The sequence below is a fragment of the Thiomicrospira sp. ALE5 genome (genome assembly GCF_900112445.1).
GTDB lineage: Bacteria > Pseudomonadota > Gammaproteobacteria > Thiomicrospirales > Thiomicrospiraceae > Thiomicrospira.
Genome location: NZ_FOYY01000003.1, coordinates 844,834 through 863,533 on the forward strand (window position 1 = coordinate 844,834; position 18,700 = coordinate 863,533).

Here is an 18,700-nt window from a genome sequence, read left to right on the forward strand (position 1 = left end):
GGATGTCCTATCACCCCAGTCGCTTAGTCATCACTTCAGGTGAACCTGCCGGTATTGGTCCTGATCTTATTGTTGAATTGGCTCAACTGCATTGGCCGGTACCGATGGTGGTGATAGGCGATCGCCAATTACTGCTTGATCGTGCGCAGGCCATTAACCTCCCCCTTAGGCTGCACGACTATCAGCCCGACGAAGCACAAGCCGCACTGCCGCCTGGTGAACTCTATCTATTGCACGAACCTTTAGCCGTACCCTGCCAAGCAGGCCTGCTCAACCCGGCCAATGCCCAGTATGTGCTGAATATGTTAACCCGTGCCACGCAAGGCTGTTTAGCCGGCGAATTTAGTGCGCTGATTACCGGTCCGGTGCATAAGGGGGTGATTAATGACGCCGGTGTGGCCTTTAGTGGTCATACCGAAATGCTGGCCGAACTTAGTCAGGTAGATCAAGTGGTGATGATGCTTGCTACCCCCGGTTTAAGAGTTGCCCTTGCCACGACGCACCTCCCCCTGCGTGCCGTTGCCGATGCCATTACCCCCGAGTTAGTAAGTCGCGTGATTGATATTACTTATCAGGCTTTGCAAACCCAGTTCGGTTTAGCGACACCACGCTTATTCGTTGCCGGTTTAAATCCACATGCAGGTGAAGATGGCCACATGGGTCGAGAAGAAATTGACATTATTAACCCGATTATTGCGCAACGCCAAGCAAAAGACTGGGATGTCACTGGCTGCTATCCCGCAGATACATTATTTACCCCGGCTAAGCTCAATCAAGCCGATGCCTTTTTAGCCATGTATCATGACCAAGGCTTGCCGGTCCTTAAACACAAGGGTTTTGGCCAAGCCGTGAATATCACCTTGGGTCTGCCGTTTGTGCGTACCTCGGTTGATCATGGCACAGCACTCGAGCTGGCCGGTACAGGTCAAGCCGATGCAGGCAGTTTTCGCTATGCTATCCAAGTCGCGCTAGAAATGCTGGAGGCGCAACATGAGCCGAATTAATAAACTACGCAAAGCAAGCTACAGCAGCAGCGGGCATCAGCATAAAAAACAATTTGGCCAAAACTTTTTAAATAACGACAGTATCATTCGACAGATTATCAGTGCAATTCATCCGCAACCCGACCAACATCTGGTTGAAATTGGCCCAGGTGAAGCAGCATTAACCAACCCCCTAGTGCAACAAGTCAAACGCTTAGATATCATAGAAATCGACCGTGACTTGCATCAACCCTTACGTGACAAGTTAGGGCATTACCCAGCTTTTGCCTTACACCAAGCTGATGCGCTGCGTTTTGACTATACGCAGTTGGTCACTGACAACCAAACTTTACGCCTGGTCGGCAACCTGCCCTACAATATTTCTAGCCCGTTGATTTTTCATCTACTCAATTACCTTGACTCTATTGCCGACATGCATTTTATGTTGCAAAAAGAAGTGGTAGAACGCCTAACCGCAACCCCAGGTAACAAGGCTTTTGGTCGCTTATCGGTGATGGTGCAATATTTTTGCGAAGCAGAGCTGCTGTTTGTTGTGGGGCCTGAGCATTTTGACCCACCGCCTAAAGTCGATTCGGCCATTGTACGTTTAACTCCAAGACGTCCGCTGCCTTATCAAGTGAACAATATGGTGGACTTTGCCGCACTTGTTAAACAATCCTTTGCGATGAAACGTAAAACCTTACGCAACAACCTTAAAGGCTGGCTTGATGATGCTGGCTTTGAGCAATGCGGCATTGATGCGCGCCTGCGTGCTGAAGCACTTTCGGTCGCAGAGTTTGTTACTCTTGCAAATCACTATTCTCAAAACACTAAGTCGATATTAACCAAGGAAACCTAATTTATGGCGACCTATGTAATTGGCGATATTCATGGCTGTTTAGATCCCTTAGTCGAGCTTTTAGACAAGATTCATTTTGATCCCAGTCAAGACCAAGCTTGGTTTGTTGGAGACATTATCAACCGAGGTCCAGAGTCGCTCGCATCTCTACGTTACATTAAAAACATGGGAGATGCGGCCAAGATGGTACTGGGTAATCATGACTTTCATTTATTAGCCAGTTATTTAGGGGTCGACAAATACCGCGCTAAATCAGATACCTTAGCCCCCATTCTTGAAGCCGAGGATGTAGATGAACTTATCGACTGGTTACGCCAACAACCGCTAATTCTGCAGCACAACCTTCACCCTTGGGTCATGGTACATGCTGGTATTCCACCACAATGGTCTATTGCGCAGGCAACGGCATACGCCCAAGAAGTTCATGACATTTTGCGCTCACCTCAATGGGTTGAATTTGTTCGTGATCATTTATTTGGCAGTAAAACCCGCAGTTGGCATCCTGAACTAAGTGGCTGGGATCGCTATCGCTATATTGTCAATGCCTTTGTTAGACTGCGTTATTGTGACGCAGAAGGTAGGCTAGAGTTTAAAACCAAGTCTCACCCTAAACACTTTGAACACCCTAATTACCTGCCATGGTTTGCACACGCTAATAGACGCAACAAAGACCAGCAAATCTTTTTTGGTCATTGGTCAACACTGGGGGCCATGGATGCTTATCAAGTTCATGCTACCGATACTGGTTGTTTATGGGGAGGCCAACTAACAGCCTATTGTGCCGATACCCGCACCCGCTATAGCCTTGACTGTCCTAGCTATGCAGCGCCCAAACATGCCAAATCATCGGCAACGGGTTGAGGTGACTTTTGGCTAACCAACCTCACACCCCACCAGCCGCTGAAAGCCTTATTCAACGCTTAAAGGCGGTAGATATAAACCTACTCAACCCACAAGAGGTTGAAAAACAAGTCCTCGGTAAACGTGTATGGCTGCATACCTTTACCTTTCCAGTTACCGTGACTATTCTCGGTTTGGTGACACTTTTTACGAGTTGGTTACTTGGCAATATGCTTTATGGCTTTATTATCGCGCTGATTTTGATATGGTTTTTAGGTAAGTCTTTTGAAAGTTATGAAAATGATACGCAACGCCAAGTGCAACTGAGTCTCCAACAAGCCATTGAAGACATTGAAGGTGAACACGGGCTACTCATCCACTTTAGTGCGTTTTTACCAAAGCGCTACGGCGCTCTTCTGATCGCACTGCGAAAAAAACAATTCCACTATATACTTCAATACTATCAGGCTATTGTCTTGTTACAAAGAAACCTGAATGAACCCTATTTTATTCAATACTGGCATACGAAACACCCGGAACTGGATCCAGAGTTAAATGATAATAGTGACCCACAAAAAACCGTTTGATTCAAAGAAACAAACGGTTTTTTTTCAGGGTTAAATTTTATTAAAATTACTGTAGCGCATCCACTCGTTGCTGAACCTTCGCCAAAAACTCAGGGTTTTGCTGAAGCAATCCGATCATAGCACTGTATTTTTCCACGCTCATGCCTTCTTTTTCAATTAAGGCAATCGCCTCCTGCTCAAAACGAGCATTCACTTCTTCTAGCAACTGCTCAGTTACTTCCGCTTCAGGACGCTGCATCAATTCTTGTTGATACTGCTGCTTAAGGTTTTCAACATTAATAATTGATTGCGCGAACAAATCGACATCAGCATCTGATGGCATCGCTGAGGTTTCAGCTGACACCGGTGCGGTGTGATTGTGTGCTAACGCGACTTGAGTAGTCATCATCCCACCAGATAGAGCCAGTGCGGCCATCCATAATTTCATAACACATCCTTTTAATAGCTCAGCAGGCTTGCAAACCCGCTAATAAAAAAATAGCTCCATAGCGGAGCTTTACTGTCTTGTCTATTCAACCATGCTCGCTAGCGACTTGTCAAATCCGCCCAACTTAATCATGCGCATGAGATTAGCCATGTGCGCAGGGGGTTGACGCTGGTAATTCAGTTTGTCGCGCCTGCCATTCATCTAACGTATAGGTGTGCAAGGCCAACGCATGAAATTGCGTCATCAAGTCACCGAGCGCTTGATAGACCGCCTGATGGCGTTTAACACGGCTCAAGCCATTAAATGCTTCACTCACCAACACCAGTTTAAAATGCGATTCCGTGGCAGGCCCGGCGTGCAAATGGCTATCATTGTGCAGCTGCATGTCATAAATAGGTAAATTTTGTTTAATCTTGGCTTCAATCTGTTCAGCTATACTCACATGATTTCCTTATTTATCGATTAGGTGTTGGGCGTTGCGGCTAAGTTATTTTTGCTAGAATACGATTTTATTTTCAAAACGCAAGAGGAGTCAGCATGGCCACTATTACAGTCATCGGTCAAGGAACCGCCGAATTCAATGGCGAATTTTCACTTTTAGAAGCCCTTGACGAACAAGGATTTGATATGCCCTATTCGTGTCGTGGCGGCAATTGTGGCGCTTGCGAAGTCAAATTGATCTCAGGCGAAGTCGAGTTGATTCAAGACCCCATCTACGAACCCGAACAAGGCCATATTTTAACCTGCAGCGTGATTCCCGTAGGTGATGTCGAAATAGAATTGCTGTGATTGCTAAGCCTTTCTAATTTTTATATCTAACGCGGCGCAGCAGGCCTGCTAATAAAGGATAGACAATGAACCACCCTGCTGCGCCCACTCTCCTCACGACCTTTATCAGTATTTTTTGGCAATTCACTCGGCTGGGTTGGCAAGCTTTTGGCGGGCCACCTGCGCACATCGCGCTATTTCAACGCCAATTTGTTAATCGCCAGGCCTGGTTATCTGAGCAAGACTTTGGCCACTATCTATTAATCAGTCAACTCCTTCCTGGTCCCGCGAGTTCACAGCTGGGTTTTTTAATTGGCGTCCATCGTGGCGGATTAGCCGGCGGCATCGCCGCTTTCATTGGCTTTACCTGGCCCACCGCCTTCCTCATGCTGACGCTAGCCTACTACAATCTCACCGCACTGCCCGCCCATTGGCAACCCATTATCTTATCCAGTTTACTGGTGTTTGCCTTGGCACTGGTCACACAAGCGACCTGGCAAATGGCGCAAAAGTTTTGTACTACGCCGCAACTTTGGGCACTGGCTTTGGTCAGCACGGGTTGGCTAGTCTGGCAAAACAGCCTAGCAGGCCTGCTCGTGTGGCTGGTGATGTTAACCTTATTGGCGCAACTGCGGCCATGGTTAGCATCTCGGCGCGCCCAAACGGCTCCAGTGCAAACACTGAATCCATCGCCTGCCACAACCTCGCCCGAAACAACAACACACCTTATCCCGCATCGTCCAAGTCGTCAGCAGGCCTGGTGGTTATTGGGCGGCACACTCGGCTTCGCCCTACTGCTTCCCTTGCTGGCATGGTTATTCAATAACCACAACTCACCCAGTCTTTGGGCAATCAGCAGTGCGGTCTATCACGCCGGCCTTTTTGTAATGGGCGGCGGTCAAGTGGTGCTGCCCTTTTTACAAATTCAATGGGTCAATAATGGCTGGATCAGTGCCGAAGACTTTTTAGCTGGCTATGCCTATGCGCAATTTATGCCGGGTCCCTTGTTTGGTTTTGCCAGTTATTTAGGCGCACTGACCCACGGACCTGTCGGTGCATTGGTTGCCACCTTGATGATTTTTTTACCCGGGTTATTACTGGCTTGGATCAGCTTAAGCTTGGGACAAAACCTATTTAAGCAGGCCTGGTGGCAGCGTGCGCAACCGCTGGTATTGGTGGCACTGGTTGGCTTACTGGCCGCGATGATTATTAACCCACTCGCCCTGCACACCCTCACCAGCCCTGCCGCTATCGCTGTCGCGCTACTCAATCTCGGTTTATTGCAATTTAAACGCCTACCCAGTTTGTTATTGCTACCGCTAAACCTGGGTTTATTTTGCCTGCTGTTATCCTGAGTTGGCTACGACATCATGGGTAATAGGCAGCAAGCTGAGTTGTGCTAAGATAATGACTAGATTAATCACAATAAACTCAGCAATAGCCTATGAAAAAACTCCCAATTGGTATTCAAACCTTCGCTAAAATCCGTGAAAATGATTTGGTGTATGTCGATAAAACCTCGCTGGTTTATCAAATGATTCAATCGCCAGGGGCTTTTTTTCTATCGCGGCCACGGCGTTTCGGTAAAAGTTTGCTGGTCGATACCTTTAAAGAAGTGTTTGAAGGCAATCAGGCCCTGTTTAAAGGCTTGTACATTGAAGACAAATGGGATTGGTCAACAACCTATCCGGTTATTCATTTAAATTTCGCCAATGGTGTGATTGAATCCCGTGAGGATTTAGACCAGCTAATTTACAACCTGTTAAAAGAGAATCAGCAGCGGCTCAACCTGGTGTGTGATCAGTTTTCACTGCATGACCCCGCAGGTTGTTTAGCGCAACTAATTCAAATTGCGGCGGCACACTATCAACAGCAAGTGGTGGTATTGGTCGATGAATACGACAAACCGATTCTAGACAACATTGACCAACCTGAGCTGGCCGCCTCAATTCGTGATGGCTTAAAAAACCTCTATTCGGTGCTTAAAGGACAAGATGCGTTTATTCAATTCGTGTTTATGACCGGTGTCACCAAATTCTCTAAAGTTAGCCTGTTTAGTGGCATGAACCAGCTTAAAGACATTACGCTGGATGCCAATTATGCGACCCTCTGTGGTTACACCCAGCAGGATTTGGAAACCAGCTTTGCCGAACACTTGGCAGGCGTTGATTGGACTAAACTCAAAGATTGGTACAACGGTTATCAGTTCTTAGGTGAGCCAGTCTATAACCCGTTTGATATTCTGCTGTTTATTTCCAATCAACAAACCTACCGCAATTATTGGTTTGAAACCGGCAACCCGAATTTTCTGCTCAAGTTATTTCGCCAACAGCGCTATTTTTTACCAGACCTCGCGAATATTGAAGTGGGTGAAGAAATTCTTGATTCATTTGATATTGAACAGATTCACCCCATCACTTTGTTATTTCAAGCGGGCTATTTAACAATTGATCAGGTAGAAGAATCCGCTTGGGGTGGGCAAATTTATCATCTGCGGATACCGAATAAAGAAGTTATGCTGGCACTCAATAATCAATTCTTTGCGGGTTATAGCCAACAGTTCGATCAGGTTGGCTATCAAAAATCGCTTTACAATGCGCTAACGCAAGCCAACTTCCCGGCAATCCAACAACAAATCGAATCGCTATTCGCGGCGATACCTTGGCGCAATTTTACCAACAACGACCTGCCTGATGCTGAAGGCTATTACGCCTCGGTGCTGTTTGCTTGGCTCTCTAGCATTAACGCCAAGATTATCCCTGAAGACATTAACAACCACGGTCAAGCAGACATGACCATTATGCTTGGTGAGCATATCTACGTCACTGAAATTAAACTGGATAAAACCGAGGCCTATCAACCGACTCAGCCTAATCCCGCGCTAGCGCAAATCCAAACCAAAGCCTATGCGCAACACTACCTTGCGCAGCAACAAGCCGGTAAACAGCTGCATCTGCTAGGCCTGGTATTCAATAACCACGCACGCAACCTAGTGCAAATGGATTGGCAGACGCTGTAGCGCCACACCTGCGTTCCGTCACTTAACCCACCTAGCCATATTAAGCGTCAAGTTTGTAAAAATCTCGTAACTAAATCGTCATTTTGTTTAACCAAAGCGTCACCTACACAATCCTTGGGATCAGTAAAGTGTTGCCTGTGTTTGTTGGCACACCTTTTTTTACTTTACAAGGACAACCCAAATGAAAAAGAAACTTTTAGCACTCTCTATTGGTGCCGCTTTAACGGCTGCAACGGTTCCGGCCATGTCAGCAGAATTGAAAATCTCTGGTCGCGCGCACTTATCTGTTGATCATATTGACAATGGTGCTTCAGGCGCTAGAGGTGCAGCAGATGCAAAAAAATCTGGTTTAACCATGTCTTCTAACTCTTCACGTCTTCGCGTTTCAGGTTCAAAAGAAGTGACTGAAGGCTTAACAGCAATCATGCAACTAGAGCAAAACGTTCGTTTTGACCAGTCTGGTGGTCAATTCGCTACTCGCGATAGCTTTGCTGGTTTAAAAGGCGATTTTGGTACTGTACGTCTTGGTTTCTTTGACACACCTTTAAAGAAAGTCCGTAGCTTCACTGACATGTTTGGTGACCGTATCGGTGATGCACGTAACATTACTTCAGGTGATAACCTGAGCTTCGACAACCGTTTCCGTAATGGTATCGGCTACACCACACCTAACTTAAATGGCTTTAATCTTGATCTACAATACTCTGCAACTAATGAAGCTGATGCCGGTAGCAACGCACAACTAGACAATGGTCGTGAAGCTTACAGTGCTGCACTTAATTATCGTGCAGATGGCTTACGTATGTCAGCCGCAGTAGAAAGTTTAGGTCAAGGTTATGCTGCTAGTACTGGCAGCAAGAAAAATGATGATGCAGTGGCGTATCGTTTGGGTTTAACTTACGATTTTACTAAAGAGTTAAAAGTGGCTGCTTTCTACCAAAACTCAAACAAGCGTAAAGTTTTTGATAATAATGGAGTCCTAGATGAAGAAATCGGCTCTCGTGATGTATTTGGTATAGGTGCTTCATACCGCATAGGTGATTATGTTGTACGTGGCCAATACTACAATGCCAGCAACGAAAGCGGCACCAAGAAAACTGGTGCAGATATGTTTGCAGTGGGCTTAGACCGTCGTTTTGGTCGTGATTTAACCCTTTACGGTGCTTACGCTATGACCAACAACCAAGATAACGCTACTTTCTCAGCTGTAGGTGGTGGCCGTGATACTCGTCAGTCAGCTGTTGCAGGTAAAGATATGTCTGCGTTCTCTGTCGGCTTAATCTACAACTTCTAAGTTGCGTTGAAGCCGTAAAGCTGTGTTTTCCTTTTTCGTTAGTTAGTCACGACTTTGGGTCCTCGCGAAGTCGTTTTGGCCGCCCCCCTCGGGCGGTCTTTTTTTTGGGCCATCGCGACGAGCGCGAAGCCACCGGTCACCTCACCCCTCACCCCCAATAGCCTACAACTGAAAACAGCGCCGGCCGCTATGATCGCTACTTAAGGCCACCACCTCTCCCGAGGGTTCAAATAGGGTGATACCCCACCCAGGATGAGCTAAACCTTCCCGTGCGCGACAATGGCTATTCATTTGGGTATCGCAATCAAAATTCCACAAACCTTGGCGCACATACAACTGCTGCCCCTGCACACTATCACGGTGACCATTTACCAAGCCGACAATCCCCGCCGCTTTAAGCTGTTGCGCGCCTTGGGCTGTTAAAGGCCAATCATATTTACGATATTTGGTGCGCGTCAATGCCCCTAACGGGCCATAGTAAAAATTAAATAAATCGCCATGTTGCCAGGCCTGCTGATACTGCTGCTCTAAGGCATTAGTATTTTGCTGTTGCCCTGTTTGCCACAATGCAATCGCGGCATCATTCACTCCGGCATGACAAAACCAATAGGGCCCCGCCACCCAATGCAACTGCCACGTATCAATTAAATCTGAGAACTCGCCGCCCGGTGCTAAAAACTGCGCCACGGCCCAACTGCAGGCCTGGTTAATTGCCTGTTCTGAATTAAAAAGCTTTAAGCAGGCCTGCTGCATAGCAGCTTGTTTGACGTGCAACTATTTAATTTCTTTTTTTACTAGGCGTTTGCCTAATAAAGACTGCGCCTGCTGGCGGAAGGCTTGCGGCCAATAGGCATCAACCCAACAGGCTGGATGGGTGACGGGATAATCAGCCGGACATTCTGCGTGCATCTCTGCCAACAACCCTATGGCTTTTTTACCCATTCGAGAGAAGAAATGACTATGCAGCGGATGGTCGTCTAGCTCGAGCGCGCGCATCCCCAACATAAAACGCAAATCATGATTGCCCACTAACCAAATTGAATCGGGTTTAGCTTGCCAAATCTGCTTTAACAGTCGCAACAATACCAGCGTGCTTGGTCCCTTATCAAAACAATCGCCACCCAACACTAATTGGCGCTGCTTGCCGGATGCTGTCCATTCAAGATGGGCCACGCAAGACTGGGGCGTCACTAAGCCACCGGCTATTAATGAGCGCACTAAGGCCGGCGCGTCCCCGTGAATATCGGTAATAAAGGCTAACGGACGATGAAGTTGGCGATGCGTTTTAGGATGATGCAACAGCAGATTACGCGGCCAACCGGCCGAACGAGGTGGGACTGATTGCGCGGATTGAAGCGGCCAATTTTGGAGCAGTGCCATACGCGTTCCTATTAAATAAAGCTTTTAGGCTACGCGAACTAGATGTCGGTTTAATGACGCTTGCTTGACAAGTTTTTGACGCTGAAGCGTCATAAAAACATAACCTAGCTGCATAAAAAATTTATTACTGTTTATGTAATAAATTTTTGAGGATTAAGCCATGGCATTTTTAAATAGCCTAACCATTAAATCACGCTTATTTTTAAATTTAGCGATGATCTTTCTGGCACTTGCAACACTGGTGCTACTAGGTTGGCAAACCGCCAATACCAGTGCACGCGAAGCCCAACGTTTAATTCAAACCGATCTACAACTTGGCGAGCCACTGCGGTTTTTTAATCAAAACTTTATTGAAACTCTACAACTTTCAAATGCCTATACTTTAACGGGCGATGCTGACACAGGACAAAACTTCAATCTTAAAGTGGATGAACAAATAGCTGACTTGGCAGGCCTGCTTACTGAGCTAGGTGCTGAATTAGATTATGATGAGGGGGGCAGTTTACTCATCCTTGATATCCACAACGCAGAAAACGTTGATTTTATTAACACCCTTTATGGTTTAGATCGGATATTACGTAATCTAAAAAACGCCACTAACTCCAGTGTGTTTATGGAACAACGTATTTTACAAACCTTGGATTTTGGTATTCAGGCGTCTAGCTTAAGTCTTCGTAACGCGTTGGATGAACTCAATCGCTATAATCAAACAGCCGCCAACGCTGAATTAGCCAATAGTCTTGCTAGCTTAAGAGAGCGGCTGGTTCTCTCACAACGACTAACCGCTGAAATGATTGCCGCAAAAAACCCTGATATCAAATCCCAATTTGATGAAATTGGCCTGGGCTTTGCAGCACGACCGTTGGTACAAAGCGTACAAGACGCATTACGGGGTGATTTTTTTAATCGCCAGCTCGCCAGTCAACTTGACGACGCTTGGGGCAATTATTTTGATGCGTTTGGTGATATCCGCGATACGCTGATTACCCAGGTACAAAACAATCATTCATTGGCAGAACTTTCAGGCCAGGGCAACGATATTTTGGTCACCACTAGCGCATTGTTGCAAGCTGCCAATACCGCTAGTTTGCAACAACAAGCACAAGAGGCTGATGCAATGGCTATGCAACTCGTTATTATCAGTAGTTTAGCCGCTTTGCTGATGTTGTTAGTCAATCTGATGATTAGTCGCTCGATTGTTTCGCCAATTGATCAACTGAAAAAACAACTGTTAAATCTCAACGAAACCTCCAACTTTTCTACCATGTCACCTTTAACTGGTCGCAATGAACTGGTGGATATGCAGCAAGCTATGATGACACTGCTTGATCAGATTACCGATGCGTTTAACCAAATAACCCAGGTTAGCCAGAATTTAGCCCTGGGACAAACCTCGCAACGCATGAATGGCGATTACCGCGGTGACTTAGCCAAGCTAGCTGCAGAAATGAACGCGAGCTTGGCCAATATCGAACAAACGCTTAACCAAGTCGAAACCGCCGCGCAAGCCCTGGCAGATGGGGACTATAAACTCAGCATTGACAGCCAAAATCAGCAGGGTCAATTTTTAGTCGTCACCCAAGCTATTAAAGACGCGATGAACACCCAGAACCAAGCAATAGAAGATATTCGTCACGTGACCCATGCCATGCGAGAAGGTGACTTTAGCCAACGTGTTACACTCAAGATGCCGGGAGATCTGGCTAATCTAAAACGCTATCTGAATGAATCTTTAGATCGCCTAGCGGAAGCACTAGATGCTAAATCAGCGGCGCTTGAAGCATTTAGTCAGGGGGATTTTAGCCACCAGTCTGAGGCTGTATTTAATGGCAAGCTTCATGAGCTAAACCAACACATGATGCGCATGGCACAGAGTATTAGCCAAATGCTGACCGAAGTAAGAGATGCCTCAGATCATGCCGCCCACGGTATTCATGAGATCAGTAGCGGCAATCAAGATCTCAATGATCGTGTCCAAAAACAAGCCGCTGCACTGCAACAAACCACTCAAAGCATGCTCGACATGGTGGTAGATGTCAATCAAACTATGGCGGATGCGCAAGATGTCACGCAAAGCACAGAACAAATGTTCCAGGCCTCTACGACAGGCTCGGCAACGGTCAGTGAAATGGTTAATGCGATGACCGCTATTCAAGAAGCAAGCCATGATATCAGTGCCTTGACTGACGCGATTGATTCAGTTGCTTTCCAAACCAATCTTTTGGCACTCAATGCCTCAGTGGAAGCGGCTAGAGCGGGTGAGGCTGGACGTGGCTTTGCAGTGGTGGCATCAGAGGTACGCAATCTAGCACAGCGTACGGCTGAGGTTTCCAAACAAATTAGACAAGCCAGTAACATGAATATTGATCGAATTGGTAAGGGCATGACCCTCAGCCATCAAACCCAACAAATATTTGCTGACACCCTGGCAAGAGTACAGAAGATTAACACTAAAATTGGCAAAATGAATACTGCCTTAAATCGTCAAAATGAAGGCATTCAAGAGGTTAATGACGCGCTGTCGGCTATTGACCATACCACCCAGCAAAATGCTGCTTTGGTTGAACAAATTGCCAGCACCTCAGCCAACATTATTCATGAAGTCACGCGTCTTGAACAAAAGGTCAGTCAATTTAGATTGATTGATCCTTCCAAGCGCCACGCTTTACCAGCTTCCAATAAGGCTAATTTGGTGCAGCTTCCTGCTGCTTAAGGAGAAAGTAATGACCTTAACTAACCATCGTATTGATCATCAAGACGCGGATGAGCGCTTGTGTAATACCAGCAATAACCCAGCGTTTTACCAGGTATTAGCCCCCAAGCTCAAGCGCCGCGACTTTTTAATCGGCAGCTTAGGCTTGGCGTTTTTAACCTTCCCCAAAGGAGCGGCTTTAGCAAACGAAAACACGCCATCATCCGTCAGCAGGCCTGCTTCTCGACTGGGTTTTAACCCTGTCATGGTCAGTGAAGCCGATACAATCATCTTGCCTGAGGGCTATCAATACCAGGTCATTTTGCCATTTGGCTCGCGCCTGCCCCACCCTGACCTAGATCTCACGATAGGCAGTCATCATGATGGGATGCACTTTTTTCCCATCTATGGCGGCAATGATGAAGGCCTACTCGTGCTCAATCATGAGTATATTGAGCCGCGTTTTTTACATAACAGTTATCAGGGTCGCACCTTTAGCTCGTCTGCGGTGTATATTGATTCAGACGGGCATCGTGACGCCAAAGAGGTATTAGACGAAATGGCCGCACACGGTGTCACTGTCGTGCATATCAAACGCGATGAGCAAGGCGAGTGGCTACCCACCAGCAGTCCACTCAATCGCCGCATCGATGCCACTACCCTGATGGAGATTAGCGGTCCAGCGCGTGGACATGAAAAAATGCGCACGCCGTTTAGTCCGGATGGTACCCAAGGCCGTGGCACGATTAATAATTGCGCGCATGGCGTCACCCCTTGGGGTACCTATTTAACCTGTGAAGAAAACTGGGCGGGCTATTTTTATAACCCCACCAGTCAACCACGTGAACAACAACGCTATGGCGTGCGCAGGGAAACCTCGGGGCGTTATGGCTGGGAGCGCGCTAAAAGTTCGGCGGCTCATGCTGACCTATTCCAACGTTTTAAAGCCGACGATGAATTTGTTAATGAACCCAACCAATTTGGCTGGGTAGTTGAAATTGATCCACTCGACCCGCATAGCACACCGATTAAACGAACTGCTTTAGGTCGTTTCGCTCATGAGGGCGTCATTTTTAGACCCGCCGTTGAAGGTCAACCCATCGAATGCTATATGGGCGATGATGCCCGTTTTGAATATATTTATCGTTATGTAAGCGATGCCCCCTACTCTAAACATAAGCCGCAAGCAAGTCTGTTGGACGAAGGCACTTTGTATGTAGCCAAATTTCATGAGGATGGTCGGGGTGAGTGGCTGCCTTTGGTTTTTGGGCAAGGACCTTTGACTGCTGAAAATGGCTTTGATAGTCAAGGTGATGTATTAATCAACACGCGTTTAGCCGCTGACCTAGTGGGCGCCACGAAAATGGATCGCCCTGAATGGGGCGCGATTGACCCAAATTCAGGCGAGGTTTATTTCACCCTAACTAATAACACCCGCCGCCAAGCCGAACAAGTAGATGCGGCCAATCCGCGTGCCGGCAATCCTTATGGTCATATCATCCGCTGGCAAGAGTCTAGCACCCTGCCAAATCAATTTAACTGGGATATTTTTTTGTTGGCAGGTGATCAAAGTGATTCTGAGTTTGCGGGTGTGCCGCTCAATGACACCAATCAATTTAATGCCCCAGATGGCTTATGGTTTGATAAGGATGGGCGCCTATGGATTCAAACTGATATGAGTGAGCGTGTATTGAATACGGGTGAGTTTACCCAATTTGGTAATAATCAAATGTTAGCCTGCGATCCAGCCAGCGGTGATTTACGCCGGTTCTTAGTCGGTCCAATTGGCAAAGAAATCACCGGCATTACCGCCACACCTGATGGCAAAACGTTGTTTATCAACGTGCAACACCCTGGCGCGACCACTACGGCTGACGCATTTAAACGCAATCAATTTAGTTCACGTTGGCCCATGGGCTATGGTGTGCCGAGATCAGCCACCGTGGTGATTACTAAAACCGATGGCGGGGGCATCGGCACTTAAAACCCCGCCTAATTACTTAATAACCCTAGCCCAAATAACGCTGTCGTTTTTTGGGCTTTACTTTTTCCAGCGACACCAGAATAAAACTATCTACACAGCCGCCAAAATTTTGGTCGCTTGACGTTTTAACGTCGTCACCATTTCTGCTTTCATGCTTAAACCTCAAAAACCAACCAAAGTATCACTACTGACCGCTAAACCACAACCAGGCCTGGTGGTTGGGTTTTGGCTATAAAAAACCCCGCTGGTGCGGGGTTAGGAGCATGACAGATTTAAGTGAGTAGCTAATTAGTGGAAATTGAGTTCGCCGTCTTCCAGCTCAACATGAATAGTTGAACCGGGTTGGAACTCGCCTTTTAGAATGCGTTGCGCGAGCGGATTCTCCAGACGCTGCTGAATCACACGTTTTAATGGACGCGCACCGTACACCGGATCAAACCCAGCCTCACCCAGCACATCCAACGCTGGAATCGACACCTCAATTTTCAAATCAATATCGGTCAAGCGCTGGCGTAAGCTCTCAAGTTGAATGTCGGTAATCGCGCGAATCTGTCCTTTACCCAATGGGTGGAACACCACAATATCGTCAATACGATTGACGAACTCAGGGCGGAAATGACCACCGACCACTTCCATGACCGCTGACTTCATCGCATCGTAATTATTTTCACCCGACAGTTCTTGGATTATCTGCGAACCGAGGTTCGAGGTCATGACAATCACCGTATTGCGGAAATCCACCGTGCGGCCTTGACCATCGGTTAAACGCCCGTCGTCCAGCACTTGCAGCAGGATATTAAACACATCCGGGTGCGCTTTTTCGACTTCATCCAGCAAAATCACCGAATAAGGCTTGCGGCGCACCGCCTCGGTTAAATACCCGCCTTGTTCATAACCGACATAACCGGGCGGTGCACCAATTAAACGCGCGACCGAGTGTTTTTCCATAAACTCTGACATATCTAACCGCACAATCGCATCCTGACTGTCGAACAGGAAATCCGCCAAGGATTTGGTCAACTCGGTTTTCCCTACCCCGGTTGGCCCGAGGAACAAGAATGAACCGTTGGGTTTGTTCGGGTCAGACAAGCCCGCGCGTGAGCGACGAATCGCATCCGACACAGCTTGCACCGCTTCAGCTTGCCCCACAACTCTCGCGCTCAACGAATCTTCCATACGTAACAGTTTTTCGCGCTCGCCTTCCATCATGCGCGAAACCGGAATCCCCGTCCAACGCGACACAACTTCGGCAATTTCTTCTTCAGACACCTTGTTGCGCAATAGGTGCATTTCGCTTTTGCCGTCGGTCATTTCCAGCTCATCAGCCGCCTTAATTTTGGCTTCTAAATCAGGAATCACGCCGTATTGCAATTCTGACATACGCGCCAAGTTGCCTTCACGACGCGCCACTTCCATTTCAGTTCGCGCCTTGTCGAGTGCTTCTTTGTATTGCTGAGCGCCCTGCAACTTGGCCTTGTCTTTTTTCCAGACCTCTTCAAAATCGGAATATTGTTTTTCCAGCTCTTTGATCTGATCATTCAGCAACTCAAGCCGTTTTTTCGAGGCCTCGTCTTTCTCTTTTTTCAACGCCACCTGCTCCATTTTGAGCTGGATTAAACGGCGGTCAAGTTTGTCCATTTCTTCCGGTTTGGAGTCGATTTCCATCCGAATGCGCGAGGCGGCTTCGTCGATCAAATCAATCGCTTTATCTGGCAATTGACGGTCGGTGATATAGCGTTGCGATAACCGCGCCGCCGCCACAATCGCTGGGTCGGTAATGGCCACGCCGTGATGCACTTCGTAACGTTCTTTTAAACCACGCAGAATCGCAATCGTGTCTTCTTCGGTCGGTTCGTCCACCAAGACTTTTTGGAAACGACGCTCTAACGCGGCATCTTTTTCAATATTGTCGCGGTACTCGTTTAAGGTGGTGGCGCCGATGCAGTGCAGTTCGCCACGCGCCAATGCCGGTTTGAGCATATTGCCCGCGTCCATTGCGCCTTCGGCTTTACCCGCACCCACCATCGTATGAATTTCGTCGATAAACAAAATCACCTGACCTTCGTTTTTCGACAGGTCTTTCAGCACCGCTTTCAGGCGTTCTTCAAACTCACCACGGTATTTTGCACCGGCCAGTAACGCGCCTAAATCCAGCGATAACACACGTTTGTTACGTAACCCTTCCGGTACTTCGCCATTGATAATACGTTGCGCCAGGCCTTCCACAATCGCGGTTTTACCCACGCCAGGTTCACCGATTAATACCGGATTGTTTTTGGTACGGCGTTGCAGAACCTGAATCGCACGGCGGATTTCGTCATCGCGTCCAATCACCGGATCGAGTTTGCCCGATTCGGCGCGTGCAGTTAAATCAATGGTGTATTTTTCCAGCGCTTGGCGCGTGGATTCGGCGTTTTGGTCTTGCACGCTTTCCCCTCCTCGTACTTGTTGAATGGCTTGGGTTAATTTGGCTTCCTGCAGGCCTGCTTGTTTTAATACATCCGCTACCGTATCTTTCGATTGCAAAGCGGCCTGAAAAAACAACTCACTCGAAATGTAGGCATCACTATTTTTCTGAGCTTGTTTTTCCATTAAATTCAAAATCGCGCCGGTTTGACGCGAAATCTGCACATCACCACCCGCGCCACTGACTTGCGGCAGGGTTTTAAGCTTGCTTTGCACAGCTTGATTGAGCGCATTCACATCCACCCCTGCCAGCCGCAATAAATGCCCCTGCTCAGGCAATAAACTCGCTAGAATGTGTAAAGGTTCTATAAATTGATTATCTTGACTATTTGCCAGCGACTGCGATTGTGCTAATGCAGCTTGAAACTGGCTAGTAAATTTATCCATCATGGCTGAATCCTCAAATTTCATTAATTTTTATATGGGATTTAGCCGCAAGGCTTTCAAGAGCAGTTTAAAAATTTAATCCACAGGTTAATAACAGGACACCACCATGACTGATACCTTGTTTTTTTATCTCTCAAAACTCGCTTGGGCGCTACTCAGTCCCGGCAACCTGATCATTATCATCTTTATCTTAGGCAGCATATTACTGCTCATGAACTTAAGAAAACTGGCGAAGTGGCTACTGGTTCCTAATGCCTTACTAGCAGGCCTGGTGCTTAGCTATCCGGTTGGCGACTGGGTGATTCAGCCGCTCGAACAACGTTTTAGCACACCAACCGAACTCCCCGAACATATTGATGGCATCATTATTCTGGGCGGCGGCGAAGATTTAAAACGCTCGTTAAGTTGGCATGTGGCCGAATTGGGCTTGGGCGGTGACCGCTATATTGCCGCCAAAAAACTGGCTGACATCTATCCGTTTGCCCCAGTAATTTTTAGCGGTGGCAGCGGTTCGATTCAATTACAAAACACCGGTGCAGAAGGCCATATTGCCCAACAAGTATTTCTTGATATGGGACTGCATCCTTCGCGTTTAATCTTGGAATCGGCATCGCGTAATACCTATGAAAACTTTCGCAATACCCAACCGCTACTCAAACCTGACGGCACTTATCTACTGGTCACCTCTGCCTTCCATATGCCACGCTCGGTCGGTATTGCACGCCAACAAGGGATTAATGTGATTCCCTATCCCGTGGATTACCGTAGCAATAGTCGTGAACTACGCCAGGTCAATTTTGATTTCTATGATCATTTAAAGGCACTGGAAGCGGGTTGGCGTGAATGGATTGGCTTGACGGTTTATTTTTTCACCGGTAAATCCGAACACTGGTTGCCAAAGCCCGCCAGTACGGAACAAAATCCAGCATCAACACAAACGCCTCGGCCTAACCCATTTGAAGGGTTATAATGACTACACTTTGAATCACAACGCTTTAATACAGCTAAAAGGAC

16 protein-coding genes are annotated in these 18,700 nt (G+C 47.3%); 11 read left to right on the forward strand and 5 right to left on the reverse strand.

Translation table 11 applies throughout. The annotated features are described in order from the left end of the window. The first annotated feature begins 2 nt into the window (after window positions 1-2). The 4 genes from pdxA to BM293_RS04155 are packed head-to-tail and all read left to right on the forward strand — an operon-like array spanning window position 3 to window position 3,269. Complete coding sequence (pdxA, locus tag BM293_RS04140) at window positions 3-1,004, forward strand: 4-hydroxythreonine-4-phosphate dehydrogenase PdxA (protein WP_093447020.1); 1,002 nt, start codon at window positions 3-5, stop codon at window positions 1,002-1,004. Beyond that, window positions 991-1,842 carry a 16S rRNA (adenine(1518)-N(6)/adenine(1519)-N(6))-dimethyltransferase RsmA gene (gene rsmA, locus BM293_RS04145; RefSeq protein WP_093447022.1) on the forward strand — a complete coding sequence of 284 codons (852 nt, stop codon included), beginning with the start codon at window positions 991-993 and terminating at the stop codon, window positions 1,840-1,842. Before pdxA ends, rsmA begins: the two co-directional genes overlap by 14 nt. 3 nt (window positions 1,843-1,845) lie before the next feature. After that, window positions 1,846-2,703, forward strand: a complete 858-nt coding sequence (locus tag BM293_RS04150) for a symmetrical bis(5'-nucleosyl)-tetraphosphatase (RefSeq protein ID WP_093447023.1) — start codon at window positions 1,846-1,848, stop codon at window positions 2,701-2,703. A gap of 8 nt (window positions 2,704-2,711) precedes the next feature. Further along, on the forward strand, window positions 2,712-3,269 hold the full coding sequence (locus tag BM293_RS04155; protein WP_093447025.1) for a hypothetical protein: 558 nt from the start codon (window positions 2,712-2,714) through the stop codon (window positions 3,267-3,269). 46 nt (window positions 3,270-3,315) lie between these two features. Here the strand turns inward: BM293_RS04155 and BM293_RS04160 are convergent, their stop codons facing one another. Continuing rightward, a complete protein-coding gene (locus BM293_RS04160; RefSeq protein WP_093447026.1) occupies window positions 3,316-3,696 on the reverse strand; it encodes a DUF4168 domain-containing protein in 381 nt (126 codons plus the stop codon). 142 nt (window positions 3,697-3,838) lie between these two features. Beyond that, entirely contained in the window at window positions 3,839-4,138 is a 300-nt protein-coding gene (locus BM293_RS04165; protein ID WP_093447028.1) for a BolA family protein, read from the reverse strand. A 95-nt stretch (window positions 4,139-4,233) separates the two neighbouring features. On the opposite strand from BM293_RS04165, the gene BM293_RS04170 reads away from it, so the two are divergent. The 4 genes from BM293_RS04170 to BM293_RS04185 all read left to right on the forward strand — a co-directional run bounded on the left by BM293_RS04170 (window position 4,234) and on the right by BM293_RS04185 (window position 8,777). Continuing rightward, window positions 4,234-4,485, forward strand: coding sequence for a 2Fe-2S iron-sulfur cluster-binding protein (locus tag BM293_RS04170; RefSeq protein ID WP_006459881.1), 252 nt, complete (start codon window positions 4,234-4,236; stop codon window positions 4,483-4,485). Window positions 4,486-4,550: 65 nt separating this feature from the next. Then, complete coding sequence (chrA, locus tag BM293_RS04175; protein ID WP_093447029.1) at window positions 4,551-5,819, forward strand: chromate efflux transporter; 1,269 nt, start codon at window positions 4,551-4,553, stop codon at window positions 5,817-5,819. A gap of 89 nt (window positions 5,820-5,908) precedes the next feature. Continuing rightward, window positions 5,909-7,483 carry an ATP-binding protein gene (locus tag BM293_RS04180; RefSeq protein WP_093447031.1) on the forward strand — a complete coding sequence of 525 codons (1,575 nt, stop codon included), beginning with the start codon at window positions 5,909-5,911 and terminating at the stop codon, window positions 7,481-7,483. 181 nt (window positions 7,484-7,664) lie between these two features. Next, a complete protein-coding gene (locus BM293_RS04185; protein ID WP_093447033.1) occupies window positions 7,665-8,777 on the forward strand; it encodes a porin in 1,113 nt (370 codons plus the stop codon). 162 nt (window positions 8,778-8,939) lie between these two features. Here BM293_RS04185 and BM293_RS04190 read toward each other — a convergent pair whose 3' ends face one another. Both BM293_RS04190 and BM293_RS04195 read right to left on the reverse strand, forming a co-directional pair. After that, entirely contained in the window at window positions 8,940-9,551 is a 612-nt protein-coding gene (locus BM293_RS04190) for a hypothetical protein (RefSeq protein ID WP_093447034.1), read from the reverse strand. Further along, entirely contained in the window at window positions 9,552-10,157 is a 606-nt protein-coding gene (locus tag BM293_RS04195) for a metallophosphoesterase (RefSeq protein WP_093447035.1), read from the reverse strand. Window positions 10,158-10,317: 160 nt separating this feature from the next. On the opposite strand from BM293_RS04195, the gene BM293_RS04200 reads away from it, so the two are divergent. Together BM293_RS04200 and BM293_RS04205 are read left to right on the forward strand one after the other, a co-directional pair. After that, window positions 10,318-12,870 carry a methyl-accepting chemotaxis protein gene (locus BM293_RS04200; protein ID WP_093447037.1) on the forward strand — a complete coding sequence of 851 codons (2,553 nt, stop codon included), beginning with the start codon at window positions 10,318-10,320 and terminating at the stop codon, window positions 12,868-12,870. A 10-nt stretch (window positions 12,871-12,880) separates the two neighbouring features. Beyond that, window positions 12,881-14,833 (forward strand): PhoX family protein, encoded by a 1,953-nt coding sequence (locus BM293_RS04205; protein ID WP_093447038.1) that lies wholly within the window; start codon window positions 12,881-12,883, stop codon window positions 14,831-14,833. Window positions 14,834-15,121: 288 nt separating this feature from the next. Here the strand turns inward: BM293_RS04205 and clpB are convergent, their stop codons facing one another. Next, entirely contained in the window at window positions 15,122-17,689 is a 2,568-nt protein-coding gene (gene clpB, locus BM293_RS04210; RefSeq protein WP_093447040.1) for an ATP-dependent chaperone ClpB, read from the reverse strand. A 103-nt stretch (window positions 17,690-17,792) separates the two neighbouring features. On the opposite strand from clpB, the gene BM293_RS04215 reads away from it, so the two are divergent. Further along, on the forward strand, window positions 17,793-18,656 hold the full coding sequence (locus BM293_RS04215; protein WP_093447041.1) for a YdcF family protein: 864 nt from the start codon (window positions 17,793-17,795) through the stop codon (window positions 18,654-18,656). Window positions 18,657-18,700 lie beyond the last annotated feature (44 nt).

What these genes read in the sequence shown, in the direction of transcription:
- pdxA (WP_093447020.1), top strand. Translation starts at nt 3, where the DNA reads ATGTCCTATCACCCCAGTCGCTTAGTCATCACTTCAGGTGAACCTGCC.
- rsmA (WP_093447022.1), top strand. Translation starts at nt 991, where the DNA reads ATGAGCCGAATTAATAAACTACGCAAAGCAAGCTACAGCAGCAGCGGG.
- BM293_RS04150 (WP_093447023.1), top strand. Translation starts at nt 1,846, where the DNA reads ATGGCGACCTATGTAATTGGCGATATTCATGGCTGTTTAGATCCCTTA.
- BM293_RS04160 (WP_093447026.1), bottom strand. Translation starts at nt 3,696, where the DNA reads ATGAAATTATGGATGGCCGCACTGGCTCTATCTGGTGGGATGATGACT.
- BM293_RS04170 (WP_006459881.1), top strand. Translation starts at nt 4,234, where the DNA reads ATGGCCACTATTACAGTCATCGGTCAAGGAACCGCCGAATTCAATGGC.
- chrA (WP_093447029.1), top strand. Translation starts at nt 4,551, where the DNA reads ATGAACCACCCTGCTGCGCCCACTCTCCTCACGACCTTTATCAGTATT.
- BM293_RS04180 (WP_093447031.1), top strand. Translation starts at nt 5,909, where the DNA reads ATGAAAAAACTCCCAATTGGTATTCAAACCTTCGCTAAAATCCGTGAA.
- BM293_RS04185 (WP_093447033.1), top strand. Translation starts at nt 7,665, where the DNA reads ATGAAAAAGAAACTTTTAGCACTCTCTATTGGTGCCGCTTTAACGGCT.
- BM293_RS04195 (WP_093447035.1), bottom strand. Translation starts at nt 10,157, where the DNA reads ATGGCACTGCTCCAAAATTGGCCGCTTCAATCCGCGCAATCAGTCCCA.
- BM293_RS04200 (WP_093447037.1), top strand. Translation starts at nt 10,318, where the DNA reads ATGGCATTTTTAAATAGCCTAACCATTAAATCACGCTTATTTTTAAAT.
- BM293_RS04205 (WP_093447038.1), top strand. Translation starts at nt 12,881, where the DNA reads ATGACCTTAACTAACCATCGTATTGATCATCAAGACGCGGATGAGCGC.
- clpB (WP_093447040.1), bottom strand. Translation starts at nt 17,689, where the DNA reads ATGATGGATAAATTTACTAGCCAGTTTCAAGCTGCATTAGCACAATCG.
- BM293_RS04215 (WP_093447041.1), top strand. Translation starts at nt 17,793, where the DNA reads ATGACTGATACCTTGTTTTTTTATCTCTCAAAACTCGCTTGGGCGCTA.